The organism is Macrococcus epidermidis, assembly GCF_003259695.1.
In the GTDB taxonomy this organism is placed as follows: domain Bacteria; phylum Bacillota; class Bacilli; order Staphylococcales; family Staphylococcaceae; genus Macrococcoides; species Macrococcoides epidermidis.
Genome location: NZ_PZJH01000001.1, coordinates 617550 through 637728 on the forward strand (window position 1 = coordinate 617550; position 20179 = coordinate 637728).

General features: G+C 34.8%; 20 protein-coding genes. 16 read left to right on the forward strand and 4 right to left on the reverse strand.

Annotated features, from left to right (window positions below):
• Positions 1-642 carry a thiamine diphosphokinase gene (locus BHU61_RS03275; RefSeq protein WP_111714600.1) on the forward strand — a complete coding sequence of 214 codons (642 nt, stop codon included), beginning with the start codon at positions 1-3 and terminating at the stop codon, positions 640-642.
• A 55-nt stretch (positions 643-697) separates the two neighbouring features.
• Here the strand turns inward: BHU61_RS03275 and rpmB are convergent, their stop codons facing one another.
• From rpmB to BHU61_RS03295, 4 genes are all read right to left on the reverse strand, one after another.
• Positions 698-886, reverse strand: a complete 189-nt coding sequence (gene rpmB / locus BHU61_RS03280; protein ID WP_096076757.1) for a 50S ribosomal protein L28 — start codon at positions 884-886, stop codon at positions 698-700.
• Positions 887-973: 87 nt separating this feature from the next.
• Entirely contained in the window at positions 974-1993 is a 1020-nt protein-coding gene (locus BHU61_RS03285) for a hypothetical protein (protein ID WP_111714601.1), read from the reverse strand.
• Positions 1983-3074, reverse strand: coding sequence for a hypothetical protein (locus tag BHU61_RS03290; protein ID WP_111714602.1), 1092 nt, complete (start codon positions 3072-3074; stop codon positions 1983-1985). The genes BHU61_RS03285 and BHU61_RS03290 overlap by 11 nt, the downstream gene beginning before the upstream one ends.
• Positions 3061-3960, reverse strand: coding sequence for an AAA family ATPase (locus tag BHU61_RS03295; protein WP_111714603.1), 900 nt, complete (start codon positions 3958-3960; stop codon positions 3061-3063). Before BHU61_RS03295 ends, BHU61_RS03290 begins: the two co-directional genes overlap by 14 nt.
• 200 nt (positions 3961-4160) lie before the next feature.
• On the opposite strand from BHU61_RS03295, the gene BHU61_RS03300 reads away from it, so the two are divergent.
• The 15 genes from BHU61_RS03300 to BHU61_RS03370 all read left to right on the forward strand — a co-directional run bounded on the left by BHU61_RS03300 (position 4161) and on the right by BHU61_RS03370 (position 20174).
• Positions 4161-4535: an Asp23/Gls24 family envelope stress response protein gene (locus BHU61_RS03300; protein WP_096076753.1), complete on the forward strand. Its 375-nt coding sequence runs from the start codon at positions 4161-4163 to the stop codon at positions 4533-4535.
• A gap of 10 nt (positions 4536-4545) precedes the next feature.
• Positions 4546-6189 (forward strand): DAK2 domain-containing protein, encoded by a 1644-nt coding sequence (locus BHU61_RS03305; RefSeq protein ID WP_242444224.1) that lies wholly within the window; start codon positions 4546-4548, stop codon positions 6187-6189.
• 122 nt (positions 6190-6311) lie between these two features.
• Positions 6312-6977 (forward strand): L-serine ammonia-lyase, iron-sulfur-dependent subunit beta, encoded by a 666-nt coding sequence (sdaAB, locus tag BHU61_RS03310; RefSeq protein WP_111714605.1) that lies wholly within the window; start codon positions 6312-6314, stop codon positions 6975-6977.
• Between the two features lie 10 nt (positions 6978-6987).
• Positions 6988-7872, forward strand: coding sequence for an L-serine ammonia-lyase, iron-sulfur-dependent, subunit alpha (gene sdaAA / locus BHU61_RS03315; protein WP_111714606.1), 885 nt, complete (start codon positions 6988-6990; stop codon positions 7870-7872).
• Complete coding sequence (recG, locus tag BHU61_RS03320; protein ID WP_111714607.1) at positions 7847-9886, forward strand: ATP-dependent DNA helicase RecG; 2040 nt, start codon at positions 7847-7849, stop codon at positions 9884-9886. Before sdaAA ends, recG begins: the two co-directional genes overlap by 26 nt.
• A gap of 10 nt (positions 9887-9896) precedes the next feature.
• The gene (locus tag BHU61_RS03325; protein WP_111714608.1) at positions 9897-10568 is read left to right on the forward strand and encodes a class A sortase; all 672 of its coding nucleotides are present in this window, start codon (positions 9897-9899) and stop codon (positions 10566-10568) included.
• Positions 10569-10680: 112 nt separating this feature from the next.
• Complete coding sequence (gene fapR, locus BHU61_RS03330) at positions 10681-11253, forward strand: transcription factor FapR (RefSeq protein WP_111714609.1); 573 nt, start codon at positions 10681-10683, stop codon at positions 11251-11253.
• Entirely contained in the window at positions 11246-12229 is a 984-nt protein-coding gene (gene plsX, locus BHU61_RS03335; protein ID WP_111714610.1) for a phosphate acyltransferase PlsX, read from the forward strand. The genes fapR and plsX overlap by 8 nt, the downstream gene beginning before the upstream one ends.
• Positions 12222-13133: an ACP S-malonyltransferase gene (gene fabD / locus BHU61_RS03340; protein ID WP_111714611.1), complete on the forward strand. Its 912-nt coding sequence runs from the start codon at positions 12222-12224 to the stop codon at positions 13131-13133. The genes plsX and fabD overlap by 8 nt, the downstream gene beginning before the upstream one ends.
• Positions 13124-13858: a 3-oxoacyl-[acyl-carrier-protein] reductase gene (fabG, locus tag BHU61_RS03345; protein ID WP_111714612.1), complete on the forward strand. Its 735-nt coding sequence runs from the start codon at positions 13124-13126 to the stop codon at positions 13856-13858. Before fabD ends, fabG begins: the two co-directional genes overlap by 10 nt.
• 40 nt (positions 13859-13898) lie before the next feature.
• Positions 13899-14132, forward strand: a complete 234-nt coding sequence (locus tag BHU61_RS03350; protein WP_096076743.1) for an acyl carrier protein — start codon at positions 13899-13901, stop codon at positions 14130-14132.
• A gap of 128 nt (positions 14133-14260) precedes the next feature.
• The gene (gene rnc / locus BHU61_RS03355) at positions 14261-14986 is read left to right on the forward strand and encodes a ribonuclease III (protein ID WP_111714613.1); all 726 of its coding nucleotides are present in this window, start codon (positions 14261-14263) and stop codon (positions 14984-14986) included.
• A gap of 1 nt (position 14987) precedes the next feature.
• On the forward strand, positions 14988-18575 hold the full coding sequence (smc, locus tag BHU61_RS03360; RefSeq protein ID WP_111714614.1) for a chromosome segregation protein SMC: 3588 nt from the start codon (positions 14988-14990) through the stop codon (positions 18573-18575).
• Complete coding sequence (gene ftsY, locus BHU61_RS03365) at positions 18575-19840, forward strand: signal recognition particle-docking protein FtsY (RefSeq protein WP_111714615.1); 1266 nt, start codon at positions 18575-18577, stop codon at positions 19838-19840. The genes smc and ftsY overlap by 1 nt, the downstream gene beginning before the upstream one ends.
• Positions 19833-20174, forward strand: a complete 342-nt coding sequence (locus BHU61_RS03370) for a putative DNA-binding protein (protein ID WP_111714616.1) — start codon at positions 19833-19835, stop codon at positions 20172-20174. The genes ftsY and BHU61_RS03370 overlap by 8 nt, the downstream gene beginning before the upstream one ends.
• The last annotated feature ends 5 nt before the right edge of the window (positions 20175-20179 follow it).

The following is a 20179-nucleotide window of genomic DNA, read 5'->3' on the forward strand; positions in this document are numbered from 1 at the left end:
ATGGACTTACATATACTTTGTACACATTTAGGGGTATCAAATTCCCTTTTAGAAAAATATCATAATGAAGATTGGATTGGTATTGATTACGGGACAATAATGCTTGTTGATGCAGGTATTCGACCTATAGCAGCATTTGGTGATTTTGATTCTGTGTCTGAAGATGAACGTTTAAGGATTGAAGAAGTAATTGAAATTGAATATCTGCCATCTGAGAAAAACGAAACAGATCTTGAAGTTGGTGTACAATATGCAAATGGATTAGGTTATGACAAAGTTTATATTCATGGGGCAACTGGTGGAAGACTTGATCACTTTCTAGGTAATTTACAGACACTTGTCCATCCAGACCTGTTATTATCTGAAACGGAATTTATTATTGTAGATGCATTTAATGAAATACAGGTATTATCTACCGGTACACATATTATTGAAAGAAGCGAAGATAAAAAATATATATCATTTATTCCGGTAAATGATGGTGTTCTGTTAACGATAGAAGGATTAAAATATGATACAGACCGTTTAGAAGTAAAAATGGGGTTTACCCGCACAGTAAGCAATGAATTTATAACGGACCGAGCAGAAATAACAGTCGAACAAGGTATGGTCTATATGATTCAAAGTAGCGAAGCTAAATAAGACAAATAAAAAAAGACCTTTCACACAAAGGTCTTTTTTGTATCTATATATTCAATTAAACGCGAGTCACTTTACCTGATTTTAATGCACGAGCTGAAACCCATACACGTTTAGGCTTACCATCAACTAAGATTCTAACTTTTTGTAAGTTAGCACCAAAGCGACGTTTGCTGTAGTTCATTGCGTGAGAACGGTTGTTACCTGAAACTGCTTTACGACCTGTAACATGACATACTTTAGCCATTGTTTTGCCTCCTTTAATAGAATATAGAGATACACTTGATCTTACATACTATAACAATTTATCACAATCGACTTTTGATTGCAAGATTTATTTATCTGTTAATCCATTTTTTACTGCTTCTATATGACTGATAAATTGCTTTCTATTCCCTTTTGTATCCTGTAGATTATAATAACGCATTTCATAGATAAAATCTATTAATGGATTTGCAGTATTGATCTGACTGAAGTTTTGAGCAAACGTTTTATTCGGCTTAATCGGATAACCCTTTTTAATATAAAGTGATTCCAGTTTCTTAAGGTGCTTCATATAAAAAGGTGGTAGATGTTTATAATCTGAATTTACTGTTTTAAATTGATGAACATATTGAATCTTTCTACTTTCTTGTTGGATTTGTGGTATCTGAAATACATCTTGTCTTTTGTAGAGTATTAACGCGATAATTGAAAGTATTATCGTTGCCAATGCATAAACCCATAAGAAGTTGTCAGGTTCTTTTTTTATTTTTCTCATCGGTTTTGTTTCTATTGAAGGTGATTCTTTCTGTTTTATATCTTCAATCTGCCTAGGATTGATTTTCATCGGCTCATAATCAATATTTTTCAAAATATTAGAAGGGATATGCATTACAACCGTTTGATATGTTATTAATAAACCTATACCGATTATGAAGGTTGCGATCATAATACTTATTAAAGCAATAATCTTTTTATAATCGTTAAATATCGGGAACAATAAAATGAAAATCATACATACCGCATAGATTGCAGCGAGCACATAAAAATGTTGATAATAGCTTAGAAATAACAATAGATGCACGACAAAGAATGATTGAACGTAATATGCTAAATGCATGTCGTTTGTCACATTATATAATGCAACTAAACCGTATAATAATATCAAATAAAAATGTGATACATCAAGATAAATACTTGCAAATATACTGATGATTATCGTAATACTTAAGCTTAGTAAAAAATTTTCTTTCGTATGATATAGCATCAATAACAAAAAAACATGAACGATAAAAAATGAAGAATGAATAAACGTTAAAGGTGATAAAGCAATAAAAAAAATAAAATAATTAAAAATATTTTTATATTGCATCGATTTCACCTCGCTCAAAATGAATCATATTATGCTTTATTTTCATAACTTCACTATCTTTTATTTCTCCGAAATGAATCCATAGGTTTACTTTATGAGTATGAAGCACTTCGTCAACGAGGTTACTGAATTGAAAAGTGTAACTATCCTGATTGAATTCAGCAATAGCTCGATGCATCGCATGCATATCACCTGTGTTTTTTATAGTAATGACAACTGGTTCATCTGAAATGAGGCTCGTTTTTATATTAACCGCAATGTAAAAAGACATGTGCTGTTCGAAATAAGTATAGGCATAATCTGAAAGTGACTTTAGAATTTCTTCGATTTTATGATGGATGTGCTGATTACTTAATACATTTGCGCTAAGCATAATTTGATTTGCTTCATAAACTTCTGTTTGTTTAACTAGCAGCTCATTAGCTTTTAATGATGCATTAAAGTCAATGAGATGGAAAGGCAAGTCATATTGATAAGGCAAATTACTATATTTATCGTTAGAAGGACCTGTGACTTTATGACCTGTTTCATCCAGTGACAGCTCGTGCTCAATATTTTTTTGATTATAGGTACCGTAACTTGCATATAATGTTGATAAAGAGAATGGTTGGTCTACTTTATAACGCAATAACTTAAAGAATCCATCTACTTCAACTTCATATATATTTACTTTGAATCTACCGCGCTTATTGATTGTTATCGGTAGTGAAATAACTGTCATTTCATTAGGATTTAATTCAGTTTCTATTATTTGTGAGCGATTTTGATTTGCAAAGTAATTTTGTTCCAGCCCAAAGCGAATTTTTAACTTTAGTGATGATTTTGATGTTATAAAAACTTTGTAATTAAAGTCTGAATCAACGAATGGATAAGTGTGTTGCTGATCATCTTCAATTAAAATAGCGTGTTTTAAAGCGAAACGTCTATCTAAAAAAAATAAGATATAGATTAATACGATAAAATAAGAAAACAAGAAAAATCTTAAAAATAAACTAAAAATTAATACAAGCATTAGTAATGCATTGGCTGGTGCAAGGTTATATACAGGTTTTAAGTTGATATCATTTTTATAATGGAACATGAATATTTCCTAAACATTCATTTAGACAATCAATCTTTTCATTATGATTTCTAACATGATTGTTAAACTGAATTTTATGAAGTGCTACATATGGTAGGACTGCCTGTATATCGTCAGGTATGACATATTTTCTGTCATGCAGATAAGCATAGCTTTGTGCCATCTGTCTTATTTGAATGCCTGCACGGGTACTTAATCCTGTTGTGATATTATGATGATTTCTCGTTTCATTCAATATTTGAACGATATAAGTTGTTAAATCTTCATCGATATGTATCTTTTCAATTTCTTTTTGATGAGCGATTAATGTTTCTTTATCCAGAACATTTTGTATATTGGTAAATTGTTTCAACAATATATTTTTTTCTGCATCAATATCTGGATAAGTTACGTTAATCTTGACGATAAATCTATCTAATTGTGCTTCCGGTAAAGGGTATGTACCTTGATTTGTCTCAATATTATTTTGAGTGCCGATGACAAAAAAAGGTTCAGGTAACACGTGTGTAGTGTCATCAATCGTTATAGTATGTTCTTGCATTGCTTCAAGCAAACTACTTTGTGTTTTCGGCGTCGCACGGTTAATTTCATCTGCAAGTAATATATTTGTAAATGCTGGGCCATATTTAATTTCAAACTGTTTCGATCCAGGGTGGAAAAACTTTATTCCTGTAATATCGCTCGGTAACACATCAGGTGTAAACTGAATACGATTAAATTGTAGACCTAAAGAATGTGCGATTGTATGTGCGAGTTGTGTTTTTCCGACACCTGGTGGACCTTCCAGTAAAATATGTCCTCTACTGAGCATTGCACAGTAGATAATATTTAAACTTTCTGTATGGCCGATAAATCCTTTTTCCCATTCCTGTATTATGGTGTTCATCTTATCTACCTCATTTTTTTGAATATTTAGTAAATTAATTATAGCAAAAAGTTAAATTTCTGAGTATAATTTTGTCATTTTGTGTATGATTTACTATTCATTTATAATAAATTACACAGAATACAATAGAATTCTTGTAATTATCATAAATTATTGATTATAATAATGTGACGAATGTAAAACGATAAGGAGGATGGATTATGACGTTAGAGATAACAAATGAATTAGGCTCTATTGATATTTCAAGTGATGTCATTGCTACAATTGCAGGTGGTACTGCAGTAGAATGCTATGGCATTATTGGAATGGCGAGTAAACATCAGGTAAGAGACGGTATAGCAGATATCGTTGGAAGAGATAATTATTCAAAAGGTGTCATTGTAACGAATAATGATGGTGTATTAGATGTTGATATGTATATCATCGTTGCATACGGTACAAAGATTTCTGAAATTGCAAATAACGTTCAATCATCTGTTAAATATACATTAGAAAAAACATTAAACTTAAAAGTAAATTCAGTAAACATCTATATACAAGGTGTACGTGTTATTAAACTGGACGATGAAGAATAGGGAGGATAATATAATGAAAACGATTGACGGCAAGCTATTTGCTGAAATGATTATCACAGGAGCAAATAACTTATCTCAAAATGCAGATTATGTAGATTCATTAAATGTCTTCCCGGTACCAGATGGTGACACAGGAACAAATATGAATTTATCAATTACATCAGGTGCTCAAGAAACTGAAGCACATATTGAATCACATATTGGTAATGTTGGAATCGCATTTTCTAAAGGTTTACTTATGGGAGCACGTGGAAACTCAGGTGTAATTCTTTCACAGTTATTCCGTGGCTTCTCAAAATATATTGAACAAGATGAAGAAATCGATGCGAAAAAATTTGCTAAGGCATTTAAAGCGGGTGTGAAAACTGCTTATAAAGCAGTAATGAAACCTGTTGAAGGTACAATCTTAACAGTTGCGCGTGAAGCTAGTGAAGGTGCAATGAAAGTTGCTGAAGAAACTGACGATTGCATCGCTGTTATGGAAGAAGTAGTTCGTGCAGGTAATGCATCATTGCAACGAACACCTGATTTATTACCAGTGCTTAAAGAAGTTGGCGTTGTAGATAGTGGTGGTCAGGGATTAATGTATGTTTATGAAGGTTTCTTGAGCGTAATGAAAGGTGAAGCGATTGCTGCACCTGTTACACGTAAAGTGGATGATGATTTTATAAATGATGATCATGACTTTGGTGATGTTGTAAAAACTGAAGACATTGTTCCTGGATTCTGTACAGAATTTATGGTTCGCTTCAAACCAGGTATGAAACCATTTAATGAAGATGATTTCAGAAACGATATGTCTGAATTCGGTGACTCATTACTGGTAATCTCTGATGAAGAAATTGTTAAAACGCATGTCCATTCTGAAACACCTGGTGAAGCGTTAACATATGGTAGTCAGTATGGTGAAATCATTAAAATTAAGATTGAAAATATGCGAGAACAACACAGAGAAGTATTGCGTAAACGTGGTATTCGTCAGGAAGAAACAGCTAAAGTAGAAAAAGCAATTATTACTATTTCTATGGGTGACGGTATCACTGAACTGTTTAAATCAATTGGTGCATCACATGTGATCAGTGGTGGACAAACAATGAACCCATCAACTGAGGATATCGTTAAGATTATTGAGAAAAGCGGATGTAAAGAAGCTATCGTTTTACCGAATAATAAGAATATCATCATGGCTGCTGAACAAGCAGCTCAAGTTACAGATATTCCTGTAAAAGTTGTACCGTCAAAAACAATACCACAAGGTTTAACAGCAATGTTATCATATAATTCTGATGCTTCAATTGAAGAAAATGCACAAAATATGACAGATGCGCTGTCTAATGTTAAATCTGGTTCAGTAACGTATGCGGTAAGAGATACTTCAATAGATGGTGTGAACATTGAAAAAGGTGCTTTCATGGGTATCAATGAAAGTAAAATTACGGTATCTGATAAAAATCAACAAAAAGTGTGTATTGAATTATTAAAATCTATGTTAGATGAAGACTCAGAAATTGTTACTGTTATAAAAGGAGCAGATGCTTCTGACGCGGATGTTCAGGCGATTGAGTCGTTCCTAGAAGAACATTATGAAGATGTTGAAGTGGAAGTTCAGGATGGTAAACAACCGATTTACAGCTTTATGTTCGCTGTAGAATAAATCATATTGTAAAATAAAATCCGAGCAGCTTATTTATCCATGCGGATGATTAGTTTGTTCGGATTTTGTCACAATAAGGAAGCATTGAACATTCATGAATATAAATTAAAGGGGAAATGGAAATGAAATATAGAAGTGTTTTTGATATTATTGGTCCGATAATGGTTGGCCCATCTTCATCACATACTGCCGGGGCTGTTCGAATCGGTCTGGTTGCAAGAGATTTATTTGGTGGAACACCTGCTCAAGCTGACATCTATTTATATGGTTCATTTATGGAAACATATAAAGGACATGGAACGGATGTTGCATTAGTTGCTGGATTGCTTGGTTTTGATACAGATGACAGTCGTATTCCCGAAAGTCTTGAACTTGCTAAACAATCCGGTTTAAACGTAACATTTATTGAGCAGGATGAAGAGAAAAGTCATCCGAATACTGCAGTCATCCATATGAAAGATGGAGATAAAGAATTAACGATAGAAGGTATTTCTATCGGTGGAGGTAAAATTGAAATTGTTGCATTAAACGGTTTCCCGATTACGATTTCAGGTAATTATCCGGCATTACTTGTTTTCCATCAGGATTCATTTGGTACAATAGCAAATGTGACACAAATACTTGGTGCAAACAAGATAAATGTTGGTCAAATGCAGGTATCTCGTAAAAACAAAGGTGAAATTGCCTTAATGACATGTGAACTTGATGATTTAATTGACGAAAGAATTATAGAAGAAATTAGACAATGTAATGGCATATCTACTGTTACTTTAATGTCTGAAGCTTAAGGGGGATAATATGTTTAATAGTGTAGAAGCATTAATAGAACTATGTAAAACTGAAAATATTGCTATATCTGAAGCGATGATACGTCAAGAAATGGAAGTTTCTCGTGCGACGCGTGAAGAAGTATTTGCTAAGATGGAACGCAATCTCGTAGTAATGGAGCAAGCTGTTGAAAGAGGATTAAATGGTGTAAAAAGTCCGACAGGTCTAACAGGAATGGATGCTGTAAAATTACGTGAATATATAGCGCGTGGCAATACATTAAGCGGTGAAACATTACTGGATGCTGTAAGTAAAGCTGTTGCAACTAATGAAGTCAATGCTGCGATGGGATTAATCTGTGCGACACCAACTGCTGGTAGTGCAGGTGTTGTTCCGGGTACATTGTTTGCTATGAAGACGAGACTGAATCCGACGCGTGAACAGATGATTGAGTTTTTATTTACTACTGGTGCATTTGGATTTATTGTGGCTAATAACGCTTCAATTTCTGGGGCAGCTGGCGGTTGTCAAGCTGAAGTAGGTAGTGCCGCTGCAATGGCAGCCGCTGCGATTGTTGAAATGGCTGGTGGAACACCTGAAATGAGTGCGCATGCATTTAGTATCTGTCTGAAAAATATGTTAGGACTTGTTTGTGATCCGGTTGCAGGTCTTGTAGAAGTGCCTTGTGTGAAACGAAATGCAGCGGGTGCATCAAATGCTATCGTTTCAGCAGATATGGCATTAGCAGGTGTTGAGAGTAGAATTCCTACAGATGAAGTAATTGAAGCGATGTACAAAATTGGACAAACAATGCCAAGTGCATTACGTGAGACTGGTAGAGGTGGTCTTGCAGGCACTAAGACTGGCCAGGAAATGAAGGAAAGAATTTTTGGAAGCAAAACAACAACTCATTAAAGAACAGTCGATTGCTACATTAAAAGGTGTTGGACCTAAAACACTTGAACATTTAAATACATTAAATATATATGATATGGAAAGTTTATTATTATATTTACCATATCGTTACAATGATGAAACGATAATTAATATTCATGACGCTATGGATGGTGAAAAGATAACAGTTGCCGGAGAAATTTATTCTCAGGCAACTGTTGCACATTTCGGCAGAAAAAAATCTAAAGTATCTTTTCATATCATGGTTGATAATGTTGCAGTACGTGTAGAATATTTTAATCAGCTATATATTAAGCCGCAGGTTGTCGTCGGTGAACAAGTAAAGATAACAGGTAAGTGGATGAGAGGTAAACAAATTATTCAAGGTACTGGTTTTAAGAAATTATCAGATACCAACCAAAATGATGATCTTGTCCCACAATATAGTCTTAAAGGACTGATTAAACGCGCTACTTTTCAGAAAATATTGCATAATGCGTTATTAACAGCTGATTTGCCACCATTTTTACCTGATTATTTAAAACAAAAATATAAACTTTGGGATTTTAAAGAAGCAGTTGCTGAACTTCATTTCCCAGTTTCTCATGAGCGTCTTATACAGGCAAAACGAACATTTGCTTTCTGTGAATTATTATTGTTTCAGTTAAAGATGCGTATGCTGCATCTTAAGGAACATCAATCAAGCAATAGTGATATTCGCTATAATATAGATGACGTCAAAACATTTATTCAAACGTTGCCATTTGAACTGACTGACGCTCAAAAACAAGTTGTCAATGAAATATTCCGGGATTTAAAATCACCGATGCGAATGAATCGGTTATTGCAGGGAGATGTTGGTTCAGGAAAGACGGTTGTTGCAGCAATAGCAATGTATGCACTTAAAACAAGTGGTTTACAAAGTGCATTAATGGTTCCAACTGAAATTTTAGCAGAGCAACATGCTGAAAGTTTAAGTGAATTATACGGTGAGACGGTTAATGTTGCGCTATTAACATCATCCATAAAAGGGAAACGTCGAAATATTATTCTTGAACAATTAGCTTTAGGTGAGATAGATGTTTTAGTGGGTACACATGCACTCATTAGTGATCCGGTAAATTTTCATCATCTTGGCCTCGTTATAACAGATGAACAGCATCGTTTCGGCGTGAATCAAAGAAAGTTATTACGCGAAAAAGGTGAAAATGCTAACGTATTATTCATGACAGCTACACCTATTCCACGAACTTTAGCAATTTCTGTCTTTGGTCAACTTGATGTATCTACGATTAAACAAATGCCTAAAGGTAGAAAACCGATTATTACTGAATGGGCAAAACATGAAGCAATAGACACTGTCTATGAGAAAACAAAAAGGCAGATAGAGATTGGGCATCAAGTATATGTCATATGCCCACTCATTGAAGCATCTGAGCATCTGGATGTCAAGAATGCTACTGAAATATATATGGCTTATCAAGCTATTTTTGGAAAAGACCGTGTAGGTCTCATGCATGGTAAGATGAAAGCCGAAGATAAAGATAGCATTATGCAGCAGTTTGCTAATCATGAAATCGACGTTCTCGTATCAACTACTGTCGTTGAGGTAGGTGTAAATGTTCCGAACGCTACAATGATGATTATCTATGATGCAGAGCGATTTGGATTATCAACATTACATCAATTAAGAGGTCGTGTAGGTAGAAGTAGTCATCAAAGTTATTGTATACTAGTAGGTAATCCAGAAACTGAAACGGGTATCGAACGTCTTCAAATAATGACTCAGACGACAGATGGCTTTATTCTAAGTGAAAAAGATCTGGAAATGCGTGGCCCAGGTGACTTCTTTGGGGTGAAACAAAGTGGTTTGCCAGATTTTAAAGTTGCAAATATTGTAGAAGACTATAGAATGTTAGAAGTAGCAAGAGATGAAGCAAGTGAAATTATTTTAAGCGGAATGATTGATTCACCTGAATTATCGTTTTTAAAACAACGATTAACCGACGAGATACATTCACAAGAAATTGATTAAGGAGCACATGATGGGAAGAATATTACTGAGAGTTATTGGTGTACTATGTATTGTAGCAGCATTGGTTATGTTTTTCTGGCAGAATATCCGTGAGTATTACACTGAAATTGTAAACGAAAAGATTATTACTGCATATGAAAAAAATGAAGATAAACCTAAAGTAAATGAATTGGAAAAATGGATTACGAAGACTGAACCTGATAAATTAAAATTAAAGGCCAATATGTTAGGATACTTAAAGGTACCGGCAGCTAAAATTAATGAACCGCTACTTAAAGGACCAGCAACACAAAAGAATTTGAAGAATGGTGTGTCTCTTGTTGAAGAAGGAGAAAAGCTATCTGAACAAAATGTAGCAATCGCTGGCCATAGAGTGGAAGGTGCAGGGATACGATTCAATTATTTAGATCGCGCCAAAGTAGGAGATACTGTCATTCTGCAGTCACGTGATGGAATTAAAAAGTACCGTATCTATAAAATCTTTAACGTAAAACCGACACAGGTTGGTGTATTAGATGAAAAGAAAAACGCACTACAGGAACTTACTTTAATCACGTGTGATAATTATGATCCACAGCGTATGCTTTTTAGTGAACGCATGATTTTTAAAGCAAAGTTATATGAAGAGAATGGTGAAAAAGTAAAAGCACCACAAAAATCAAATACTAAAAAAGCTGCATAATAGAGATCAGACATTCAAGTCTGGTCTTTTTTTGTATAAAAAGTTGCAGTTAAAATAACAGTTGTGTTATATTTACTAGTACTAAGACCAACTACTAAAAGGATTTGTATATATGAAAAAACTAAATAAAAAAGACCGTCAGTCAGAACTCACGAAACGACTTAATGAGGACCCTTTTTTGACCGATGAAGACTTGAGTCGTGATCTCAATGTGAGTATCCAGACAATTAGATTAGATCGATTAGAACAAAATATTCCGGAACTACGCGAACGTATTAAAGATGTAGCAGTAAAACAACGAGACGAGGTACGTGCATTACCAATAGATGAAATTATTGGTGAAGTCATTGATCTGGAACTTGATAAATCTGCTATCTCTATACTTGATATAAAAGACGAACACGTATTTTATAGAAATAAGATTGCACGTGGACATTACTTATTTGCACAAGCTAATTCATTATGTGTAGCTGTGATTAACGACGAATTAGCACTTACAGCTAAGAGTGAAATTAATTTTAAGAAACCTGTAAAGCTAGGAGATCGTGTCATTACAAAAGCTACCGTTATCTCGAAAGGAAATAAACGTGCTAAAATCGAAGTTGTAAGTACAGTTAAACAGACGACGGTATTTACCGGACAATTTGAAATGTATTATACAGGTGAGGATGAGATAAATGATTAAAATAGCAGTTGATTTGATGGGTGGAGACGATGCTCCTCAAGTAGTATTGGACGGTATTGAACTTTTCTTAAAAACGTTTAATGATGTTGAGATTCAGGGATATGGCTTACCAGAATATAATACGATTAAACATGATAATTTTAAATTTATTGCTTGTTCAGAACAAATTACGATGGATGATGAACCGGTGCGATCAGTACGTAGAAAGAAAGATGCATCGATGGTACGTGCTGCAGAAGCCGTTAAGTTAAAAACAGCGGATGCATGTGTTTCAGCAGGTAATACTGGTGCATTAATGTCAGCAGGATTATTTATTGTCGGCCGTATTAAAGGTATAGAGCGTCCAGCCTTAGCGATGACAATGCCGACAATTGATAATAAAGGCTTCATGCTACTTGATATGGGAGCAAATGCTGATGCAAAACCTGAACATCTAGTACAATATGCAAAGATGGCGAATATCTATGCGAAAGCAAATCGTAAAATTGCTAACCCGACAATTGGATTAGCCAATATTGGTACTGAAGATAAAAAAGGAAATACATTAACGAAAGAAACATTTGCATTATTAAAAGCAGAAACTTCAATAAATTTTATCGGCAATGTTGAGCCTAAAACGCTATTGAATAGTACGGCAGATATCGTCGTAACAGATGGTTTTACCGGAAATATTATATTAAAAACATTAGAAGGTACAGCTAACAATATTTTTAAAATGTTAAAACAAACGTTAACAAGCAGTACTAAAAATAAACTCGCAACAGCAATTATAAAGAACGATTTGGCAAAACTAAAAGGTAAGATGGATTATTCTGAGTATGGAGGAGCTGTATTGTTTGGTGTGAATGGTCTTGTAATAAAAGCGCATGGCTCTAGTGATAAAGTCGCGATTTACAATGCACTGCGCCAGGCTCGACTTGCCGTTCAAGAAGATGTTGTATCAACATTAACGAAAGAGGTAGGAACAGATGAGTAAAGTATTGATGTTCCCTGGACAAGGCTCACAGTACACTGGTATGGCAAATGATATCTATCATGATGCTACAGGTAAGTCGTTATTAAATGACTTAAATGCAGCTCTTGATGAAGATATTATTGCAATCATGGAGAGTGGAGAAAGATTAGCTGAGACAGAAAATACACAACCTGCAATTGTCATGCATAGTATAGCAGCAATGAAACTTGCGCAGTTAAATGCTGATTATGTAATAGGACATAGTTTAGGTGAATATGCAGCACTTGTTGCAGCAGAAGTCATTTCACCGATAGATGCTGTACGCATCGTACGTAAACGTGGTCAATTGATGCAATCTGCATTTCCTCCGGGCGTAGGATCTATGGCAGCAATAATGGGGACTGACCGAGATGTTATTGAAAAAGCATGTCAATTATTATCAAATGACAGCGAAAAGCTAGATATTGCAAACTTAAATTGTCCAGGTCAAATCGTCGTTGCAGGTCATAAGACATTGATCGATAAATTAGTTGAATCGAAAGCTGAACATCAAATTAAGAAGATTATTCCTTTAAATGTTACAGGTCCGTTTCACTCAAGCTTAATGAAAGTTATTGAAAGTGAGTTTAGTGCATTTTTGGATACAATTGATTTTAGTGATGCATCAATTCCAGTTATCCAGAATGTGACAGCATTACCTGTAACGGATAAAGACGAAATCAAAGCAAATTTAGTGAAACAATTGTATTCTCCAGTTGAGTTTACCGCTTCTATAGCATATTTGCTGGCTCAAAATGCAGATACATTTATAGAAGTAGGTCCAGGAAAAGTATTATCTGGATTAGTGCGAAAGATAGATAGAAATGTAATTACGATACAAGTGGATACACTTGAACAAATCAATGAGGTGAAGTCATGGCATTAGCAATCGTAACAGGAAGTTCAAGAGGAATAGGTGAAGCAACTGCAATTAAACTTGCTGAGGATGGATTCGATGTTCTCGTAAACTATTCAGGGAATCAGGAACGTGCAGAAGCGGTTGTGGCAAAGATTGAAGCATTAGGACAAAAAGCGATTGCTGTTAAAGCGAATGTCAGTGATGCTGAAGAAGTGAAAGAAATGATACGTATTGCAATTGAAACTTTTGGTTCGATTGATGTCGTTGTCAATAATGCAGGGATAACACGTGACAATTTAACGATGCGTATGAAAGCCGAAGATTTTGATGATGTTATTGCGACAAATTTAAAAGGTGTATTTAACGTTGTGCAATCGGTAACACGACAAATGCTTAAGCAACGATCAGGCGTCATTATTAATATGAGTAGTGTTGTTGGTGCTTTGGGTAATGCCGGACAAGCGAACTATGTTGCAAGTAAAGCAGGTGTTGAAGGTTTAACGAAAACATTTGCTCGTGAGTTTGCTAGTCGTGGCGTGCGAGTCAATGCTGTAGCTCCTGGTTTTATTGTAAGTGATATGACAGATAAATTAGGTGCAGATTTAGTAGAAGGTATGAAACAGCAAATTCCACTCGGTACCCTTGGTGAAGTGAATGATATCGCTGAGGCAGTGAGCTTCCTTGCAAGTAATAAAGCAAAATATATCACGGGTCAGACATTACACGTAAATGGTGGCATGTTTATGAACTAAGGGGTAAAATAATATAGGATATTTTAAGGAGGTGAAACACATGGAAAACTTCGACAAAGTAAAAGAAATCATCGTTGATCGCTTAGGCGTTGATGCGGATAAAGTTACTGAAAATGCTTCATTTAAAGATGATTTAGGTGCTGATTCTTTAGATATCGCTGAATTAGTAATGGAATTAGAAGATCAATTTGGAATGGAAATTCCGGATGAAGAAGCTGAAAAAATCAACACAGTTGGTGATGCAGTTAAATACATTGAATCTTTAGAGGCTTAATCATATCAATCCTATAACACTAACATTTTAGTGCTATAGGATTTTTTTAGAAATCTCATATATTGCTTTTTTTATAAATCGTTTTAACGTAAAATATAAAGAGTATTACTTGAAAAAGGAGGAAAAAAATGAACAAAAGACTAGCAATTATTGAGAAGTTTAAGAAAAAAATTAACATAACGTTTGAATCGCTGGATATTGTACCTCAAGACATCACGATTTATACGCAGGCATTTTCACATTCTAGTTTCATCAATGATTTTAAACTAGATAAAGTGAATGATAACGAGCGTTTAGAATTTTTAGGTGATGCGGTGTTAGAATTGATGGTCTCACAATATTTATACAAAGAGCACAGTCATTTACCAGAGGGTAAATTAACGAAGTTACGTGCAGCAATCGTATGTGAACCTTCACTTGTGACATTTGCGAAACAATTAGGATTTGATCAATTGATCCTTCTTGGTAAAGGAGAAGAAAAAACTGGTGGCAGAACCCGTCCATCTTTAATTGCTGACGTATTTGAGGCTTTCGTTGGTGCATTATATTTAGATTTAGGGTATGATGCAACGTTAAAGTTTTTCAACCAGTTTATTTTTCCGAATATTACTGAAGACTTAATTGAAGGCATATTAGATCATAAGACATTTTTACAGGAATATATTCATAAGACGAAAAATGTTCAGGTGACATATCAATTGATTAGTGAAGAAGGTCCGGCACACTTTAAAACGTTTACTTCGGTTGTCTGCATCGAAGGTGAGCGTTTAGGTATCGGAAGCGGAAGAACGAAGAAAGAATCAGAACAGAAAGCGGCGCAGGATGCGTTAGCAATTCTGATGGCAGGAGCGTAATATGGTTTATTTGAAACAAGTCTCTGCATATGGCTTTAAATCATTTGCAGATAAGACAACTGCTAATTTCGATTCGGGTGTAACAGCAATAGTTGGACCAAACGGTTCAGGAAAAAGTAACATTACTGATGCAATTAAATGGGTGTTAGGTGAACAATCAGCTAAGAGTTTACGTGGTGCGAAGATGGAAGATGTAATATTCTCGGGTGCACAGGATAGAAAGCCACAAAATTATGCTGAAGTTACACTTACAATGGATAATCACAAACGCATGTTAAACATAGATGCTGATATTGTAGAAGTAACGCGTAAATTATATCGTAATGGTGACAGTGAATACTTATTAAATAAACAAAAAAGCCGTTTAAAAGATGTGACGGAATTATTTTTGGATAGTGGATTAGGACGAGATGCATTCAGCATGATCTCACAAGGGAAAGTCGATCAAGTATTAAACGCAAAACCAGAAGAACGCAGACAATTAATTGAAGAAGCGGCTGGTGTATTAAAGTATAAAAAACGCAAAAAAGAAACAGAATCCAAACTCGAAGATACGAATAATAATTTATTGCGTGTGCATGATATCATCTACGACCTAAAAGATAGAGTGGAACCTTTAAAGATTGAAGCCAGTATCGCTGAAGAATACTTAGCACTTTCTGAAGAAATGAAAGATGCAGATATACAAGTGACAATTGCTGATATTGAAACGACGCGACAAGACTTTACGAAATATGAAGATGAAATCAATGAATTTAATGGTTTGATTCAGTTTAAAAAAGAAAAAAGTGAGCGTATTAATGAAAGGTTATCACATCATAAATCACAAAGAAAAGCACTTCAGGAAAGCATTCATACTTTGAATCAATCACTTCTCTCAACGACTGAACAAATTGAACGATATATCGGTCAGGTAAACGTTCTAAAAGAACGTTTAACCAACCAGAATGAATCTTCAGCGAAACGAAACGAACGTTTAAAAAAATATAATGAACAGTTAACAAATGAATTAGCACGAAAAGAAGAAATTGAGACGAAGATTCAAACTTTATCGGTGAATAAGAAAGCGTTAGATCGTCAATTAAAAGCGCAACAAAAGGAATTAACAGAACTAGATTTAGATAACGAAACGTTGATTGATGAAACACGTGATAGCTATTATGAAAAGTTAAGCGAGCAAACTGCACTGTCGAATGAAATAAAACTTATTGAAAAAGAAGTCGAGCAATTTAATCAGAAACAATCGAAACAACAAACTGTCAATAATAATGTAGAACAAGACTTTGAAGCAATTCAGCAAACAATAGGACATTTGAACAATACAATTACATCCAAGACAAATGACCTTGATAAATTGCGAGAAGAATATAAACAGGCTCTTTCTAATATAGAATCCAGGAAAGCAGAATATAATACCGTGCGCGAAAAATATTCACAAGCACGCCGTTATATTGAAGATTTAGAGCGTAAAAGAGAACGTTTAACGTTAATGCAGGAAGAGTATCAAGGCTATTATCAAGGCGTACGTATATTGTTGAAGCATAAAGATCAATTAAATGGTATCCACACTACTGTATTAGATGTCATTGAAATAGATGCACAATATAATGATGCGTTAGATAGTGCACTTAGTGCTAGCTTACAACATATTATCGTAGATGATGAACAGGCGGGACGTACAGCAATTCAATTTTTACGCGATAAAAAGTATGGCAGAGCAACATTTTTACCGCTCTCAGTGATTAAACCGAGATCAATCACACACGAAGTCCGTCAAATCGTAAACAATATGCCAGGTTTTATTAATACTCTGAATGAACTGATTCACACAGAGCAAACATATCAATCAATTATTGATAATGTATCAGGAAATGTACTTGTTTGTGATACTTTGAAGCATGCTAATGAAATCGCCAGAGCCATCGGGTTTAAATATCGTATCGTAACATTAGATGGGGATATTGTTAATCCAGGCGGATCAATGTCTGGAGGAAGTAAAAATAAACCGACGCAAGCTTTAACAGCACGAAATGATTTACAAGTGATAACAAATCAACTTGCAGAATTTAGAGCATCTACAGAGCAACTTAAAAAGCAGGTTGATACTTTATCAGAAATGATAACAACTGAAGAAATGAAAGTGAACCAGTTGCGTATTGATGGCGAAACATTGCGTGATGATGTGCATCAACTGAAATTGTCATTAGAAGAAGCTACTGCAAAAGAACGCCGACTAAAAGTGATGCATGAAGAAGTGGAATCATTAATGAAAGAGTCTGAATACATTGCTTCTAGACAACGGCTTATTAAAGTGCATCGCGAAACGATAAATGCAATCGAATTAGAACTGGTTAATTTAAATGCACGTATTCAAAATTTTAATAATAATGCGAGCGACAAGAAGTCGATTGAAAAAAAATTAAATGATAATATTAATGATTTGAAAAATGAACTTGCAGTATTAACAACAAAGATTACGCATCAAACTGATATATTAAATGAACGTATAGCTCAAATCAAAGATGTACAAGCTGAAATAGATGCGCTTCATCTGGATGCAAATCAAATAAATGTAGCAGCTGTTGAGCAGGAGATTATTGCTAAAGAAGAAACATTAAGAACATTATCTGAAGAAAAATTAGCAATTGAGTCGCGTATGCAAACTGAAGATGAAAATTTATCTGAACTTGCATCATCCATTGATAATATGGATAAAGAATATAATGAATTATTGCGTCAGATTAGTGGTATTGAGAATGGAGTAGGTGAATTAAAAGGAAAGCATTCCAGATTAAATGTTCTACTGGACAACCTGATTAATCATTTACTTGAGCAATATCAGATGACATTTGAATCAGCAAAAGATTATGTTTGGGAAACACTTGGTGTAGAGGATGTCTTCCAGACAGATTTAGAACATCTACGTAAGCGTGTACGTTTAACGAAGATTTCTATCGAAGAACTAGGTAATGTTAATTTAAATGCGATAGAGCAATATAAGGCAGTCGGTGAACGTTATGAATTTTTAACAAACCAGGAAGCGGACTTATTAGAAGCGAAAGCAAATTTAGAATCAATTATTCATGAAATGGATGAGACAGTTTCTGTTCGTTTTATGGAGACGTTTGAAACTGTATCTCGTGCCTTTGAACGTATATTCAAACAGTTGTTTGGTGGAGGTACGGGATTATTACAACTTACAAGTGAAGATGTACTCACTGCGGGTATTGACATATTTGTTGAGCCGCCAGGGAAACGTCGTCAAAATTTAAGTCTTTTATCAGGTGGGGAACGAGCGCTGACTGCGATTGTATTATTATTCTCAATTTTACAGGCAAGAAGCGCGCCATTTGTTATACTAGATGAAGTAGAAGCGGCACTTGATGAAGCAAATGTTAATCGATTTGCTGATTTTCTGAATACTTTAACACAAGATACGCAGTTTATCGTAATTACGCATCGAAAAGGTACGATGGAAAAAAGTGATCGTTTATATGGTGTTACGATGCAAAACTCTGGAATAACACAACTTGTTAGCGTGAATTTAAAAGATTTAGATGATAAAAAACTAAAGGAGCTGACTAAATAATGAGTTTTTTTAAGAAACTTAAAGATAGATTCGTCGCAAAAGAGGAACCGAAAAATTTACAAGATGACCTGCAACCATTAGATGATATTGGAACGCAGGATATCGATCCCCAAAGCGAGAGTCAAACGAAAACGTACGATCATAAACCGGTAGATGTATTTGAACAGCCACAGCAAGAAACAAAGTCAGCACCTAAGAAACAATCTACTGGTTGGGAATTTGACTTTGAAGATGATGATTTAATCTCTATAGAAGAGTTCGAAGAATGGGAATCACAACAACTTGGTGCGAAATTCCGAGAAGGTTTAGAGAAATCTCGTGAAAACTTCCAGAATAAATTAAATGATTTATTAGCGATGTATCGTACTGTAGATGAAGATTTCTTCGAGGCATTGGAAGAAATGTTAATTCAGGCGGACGTTGGATTTAATACAGTGATGGAACTTGTAGAATCATTACGTATGGAAGCAAAACGCCAGAATATCACTGAAACTGCAGATTTACGTGAAGTTATTGTTGAAAAAATTGTAGAAATTTACGAGCAGGAAGACGATGAACTTCAAAAGATGAATATTCAGGAAGGCGAGTTAACTGTTATTTTAATGGTTGGGGTAAACGGTGTTGGTAAAACGACAACAATCGGTAAGCTCGCGCACCGCTATAAAGCGCAAGGTAAGCAAGTAATGCTTGCAGCAGGAGACACTTTCCGTGCCGGTGCCATTGAACAATTACAAGTATGGGGAGACCGTGTTGGTGTCGAAGTCATTAAACAGAAAGAAGGATCAGATCCAGCAGCTGTTATGTATGATGCTGTAAATGCTGCGAAGAACCGCGGTGCAGACATTTTAATTTGTGATACGGCAGGTCGTTTGCAAAATAAAGCGAACTTAATGACAGAGCTTGAAAAAGTAAAGAAAGTATTATCAAAAGCAGTACCAGGTGCACCACATGAAGTATTATTAGCACTTGATGCGACGACCGGACAAAATGCTTTAGTTCAAGCGAAAGCTTTTAAAGAAGTAACAGATGTGTCAGGTATCGTATTGACTAAATTAGATGGTACTGCAAAAGGTGGTATCGTACTTGCTATACGTAATGAATTACACATTCCTGTTAAGTTTGTCGGATTAGGAGAAAAGCTGGATGACCTGCAACCTTTTGATGCAGAAAGTTATGTATACGGATTATTTGCTGATATGATTGAACAATCTACAGATGAAGAAAACAAAGCAGCAGAAGTTTTAAAGGATGCTCGAGATGAGTAGTGATTTAGTTAAAACGATGCGCATGAATTATTTGTTTGATTTTTATCAGTCATTATTAACAGATAAACAGCGTAATTATTTGGAGCGTTATTACTTACTGGATGAATCACTTTCTGAAATTGCAGAAACTTTTAATGTGTCACGTCAGGCTGTTTATGATAATATTAGACGTACTGACGAATTATTAGAAGATTATGAGACGCGTCTAGGCTTATATGAAAAATTTGAACAAAGACAACAATTAATTAATAGCATTCATACTGAATTAGCAAAGGCAACAATTAACAAAGATAAGATTAATCAATATATTGAAGCATTACAGAAAATAGAATGAGGGGG

What these genes read in the sequence shown, in the direction of transcription:
- BHU61_RS03295 (WP_111714603.1), bottom strand. Translation starts at nt 3,960, where the DNA reads ATGAACACCATAATACAGGAATGGGAAAAAGGATTTATCGGCCATACA.
- BHU61_RS03350 (WP_096076743.1), top strand. Translation starts at nt 13,899, where the DNA reads ATGGAAAACTTCGACAAAGTAAAAGAAATCATCGTTGATCGCTTAGGC.
- BHU61_RS03275 (WP_111714600.1), top strand. Translation starts at nt 1, where the DNA reads ATGGACTTACATATACTTTGTACACATTTAGGGGTATCAAATTCCCTT.
- rnc (WP_111714613.1), top strand. Translation starts at nt 14,261, where the DNA reads ATGAACAAAAGACTAGCAATTATTGAGAAGTTTAAGAAAAAAATTAAC.
- sdaAB (WP_111714605.1), top strand. Translation starts at nt 6,312, where the DNA reads ATGAAATATAGAAGTGTTTTTGATATTATTGGTCCGATAATGGTTGGC.
- ftsY (WP_111714615.1), top strand. Translation starts at nt 18,575, where the DNA reads ATGAGTTTTTTTAAGAAACTTAAAGATAGATTCGTCGCAAAAGAGGAA.
- smc (WP_111714614.1), top strand. Translation starts at nt 14,988, where the DNA reads ATGGTTTATTTGAAACAAGTCTCTGCATATGGCTTTAAATCATTTGCA.
- fabG (WP_111714612.1), top strand. Translation starts at nt 13,124, where the DNA reads ATGGCATTAGCAATCGTAACAGGAAGTTCAAGAGGAATAGGTGAAGCA.
- BHU61_RS03290 (WP_111714602.1), bottom strand. Translation starts at nt 3,074, where the DNA reads ATGTTCCATTATAAAAATGATATCAACTTAAAACCTGTATATAACCTT.
- BHU61_RS03325 (WP_111714608.1), top strand. Translation starts at nt 9,897, where the DNA reads ATGGGAAGAATATTACTGAGAGTTATTGGTGTACTATGTATTGTAGCA.
- fabD (WP_111714611.1), top strand. Translation starts at nt 12,222, where the DNA reads ATGAGTAAAGTATTGATGTTCCCTGGACAAGGCTCACAGTACACTGGT.
- BHU61_RS03285 (WP_111714601.1), bottom strand. Translation starts at nt 1,993, where the DNA reads ATGCAATATAAAAATATTTTTAATTATTTTATTTTTTTTATTGCTTTA.
- sdaAA (WP_111714606.1), top strand. Translation starts at nt 6,988, where the DNA reads ATGTTTAATAGTGTAGAAGCATTAATAGAACTATGTAAAACTGAAAAT.
- rpmB (WP_096076757.1), bottom strand. Translation starts at nt 886, where the DNA reads ATGGCTAAAGTATGTCATGTTACAGGTCGTAAAGCAGTTTCAGGTAAC.
- plsX (WP_111714610.1), top strand. Translation starts at nt 11,246, where the DNA reads ATGATTAAAATAGCAGTTGATTTGATGGGTGGAGACGATGCTCCTCAA.
- BHU61_RS03370 (WP_111714616.1), top strand. Translation starts at nt 19,833, where the DNA reads ATGAGTAGTGATTTAGTTAAAACGATGCGCATGAATTATTTGTTTGAT.
- fapR (WP_111714609.1), top strand. Translation starts at nt 10,681, where the DNA reads ATGAAAAAACTAAATAAAAAAGACCGTCAGTCAGAACTCACGAAACGA.
- BHU61_RS03300 (WP_096076753.1), top strand. Translation starts at nt 4,161, where the DNA reads ATGACGTTAGAGATAACAAATGAATTAGGCTCTATTGATATTTCAAGT.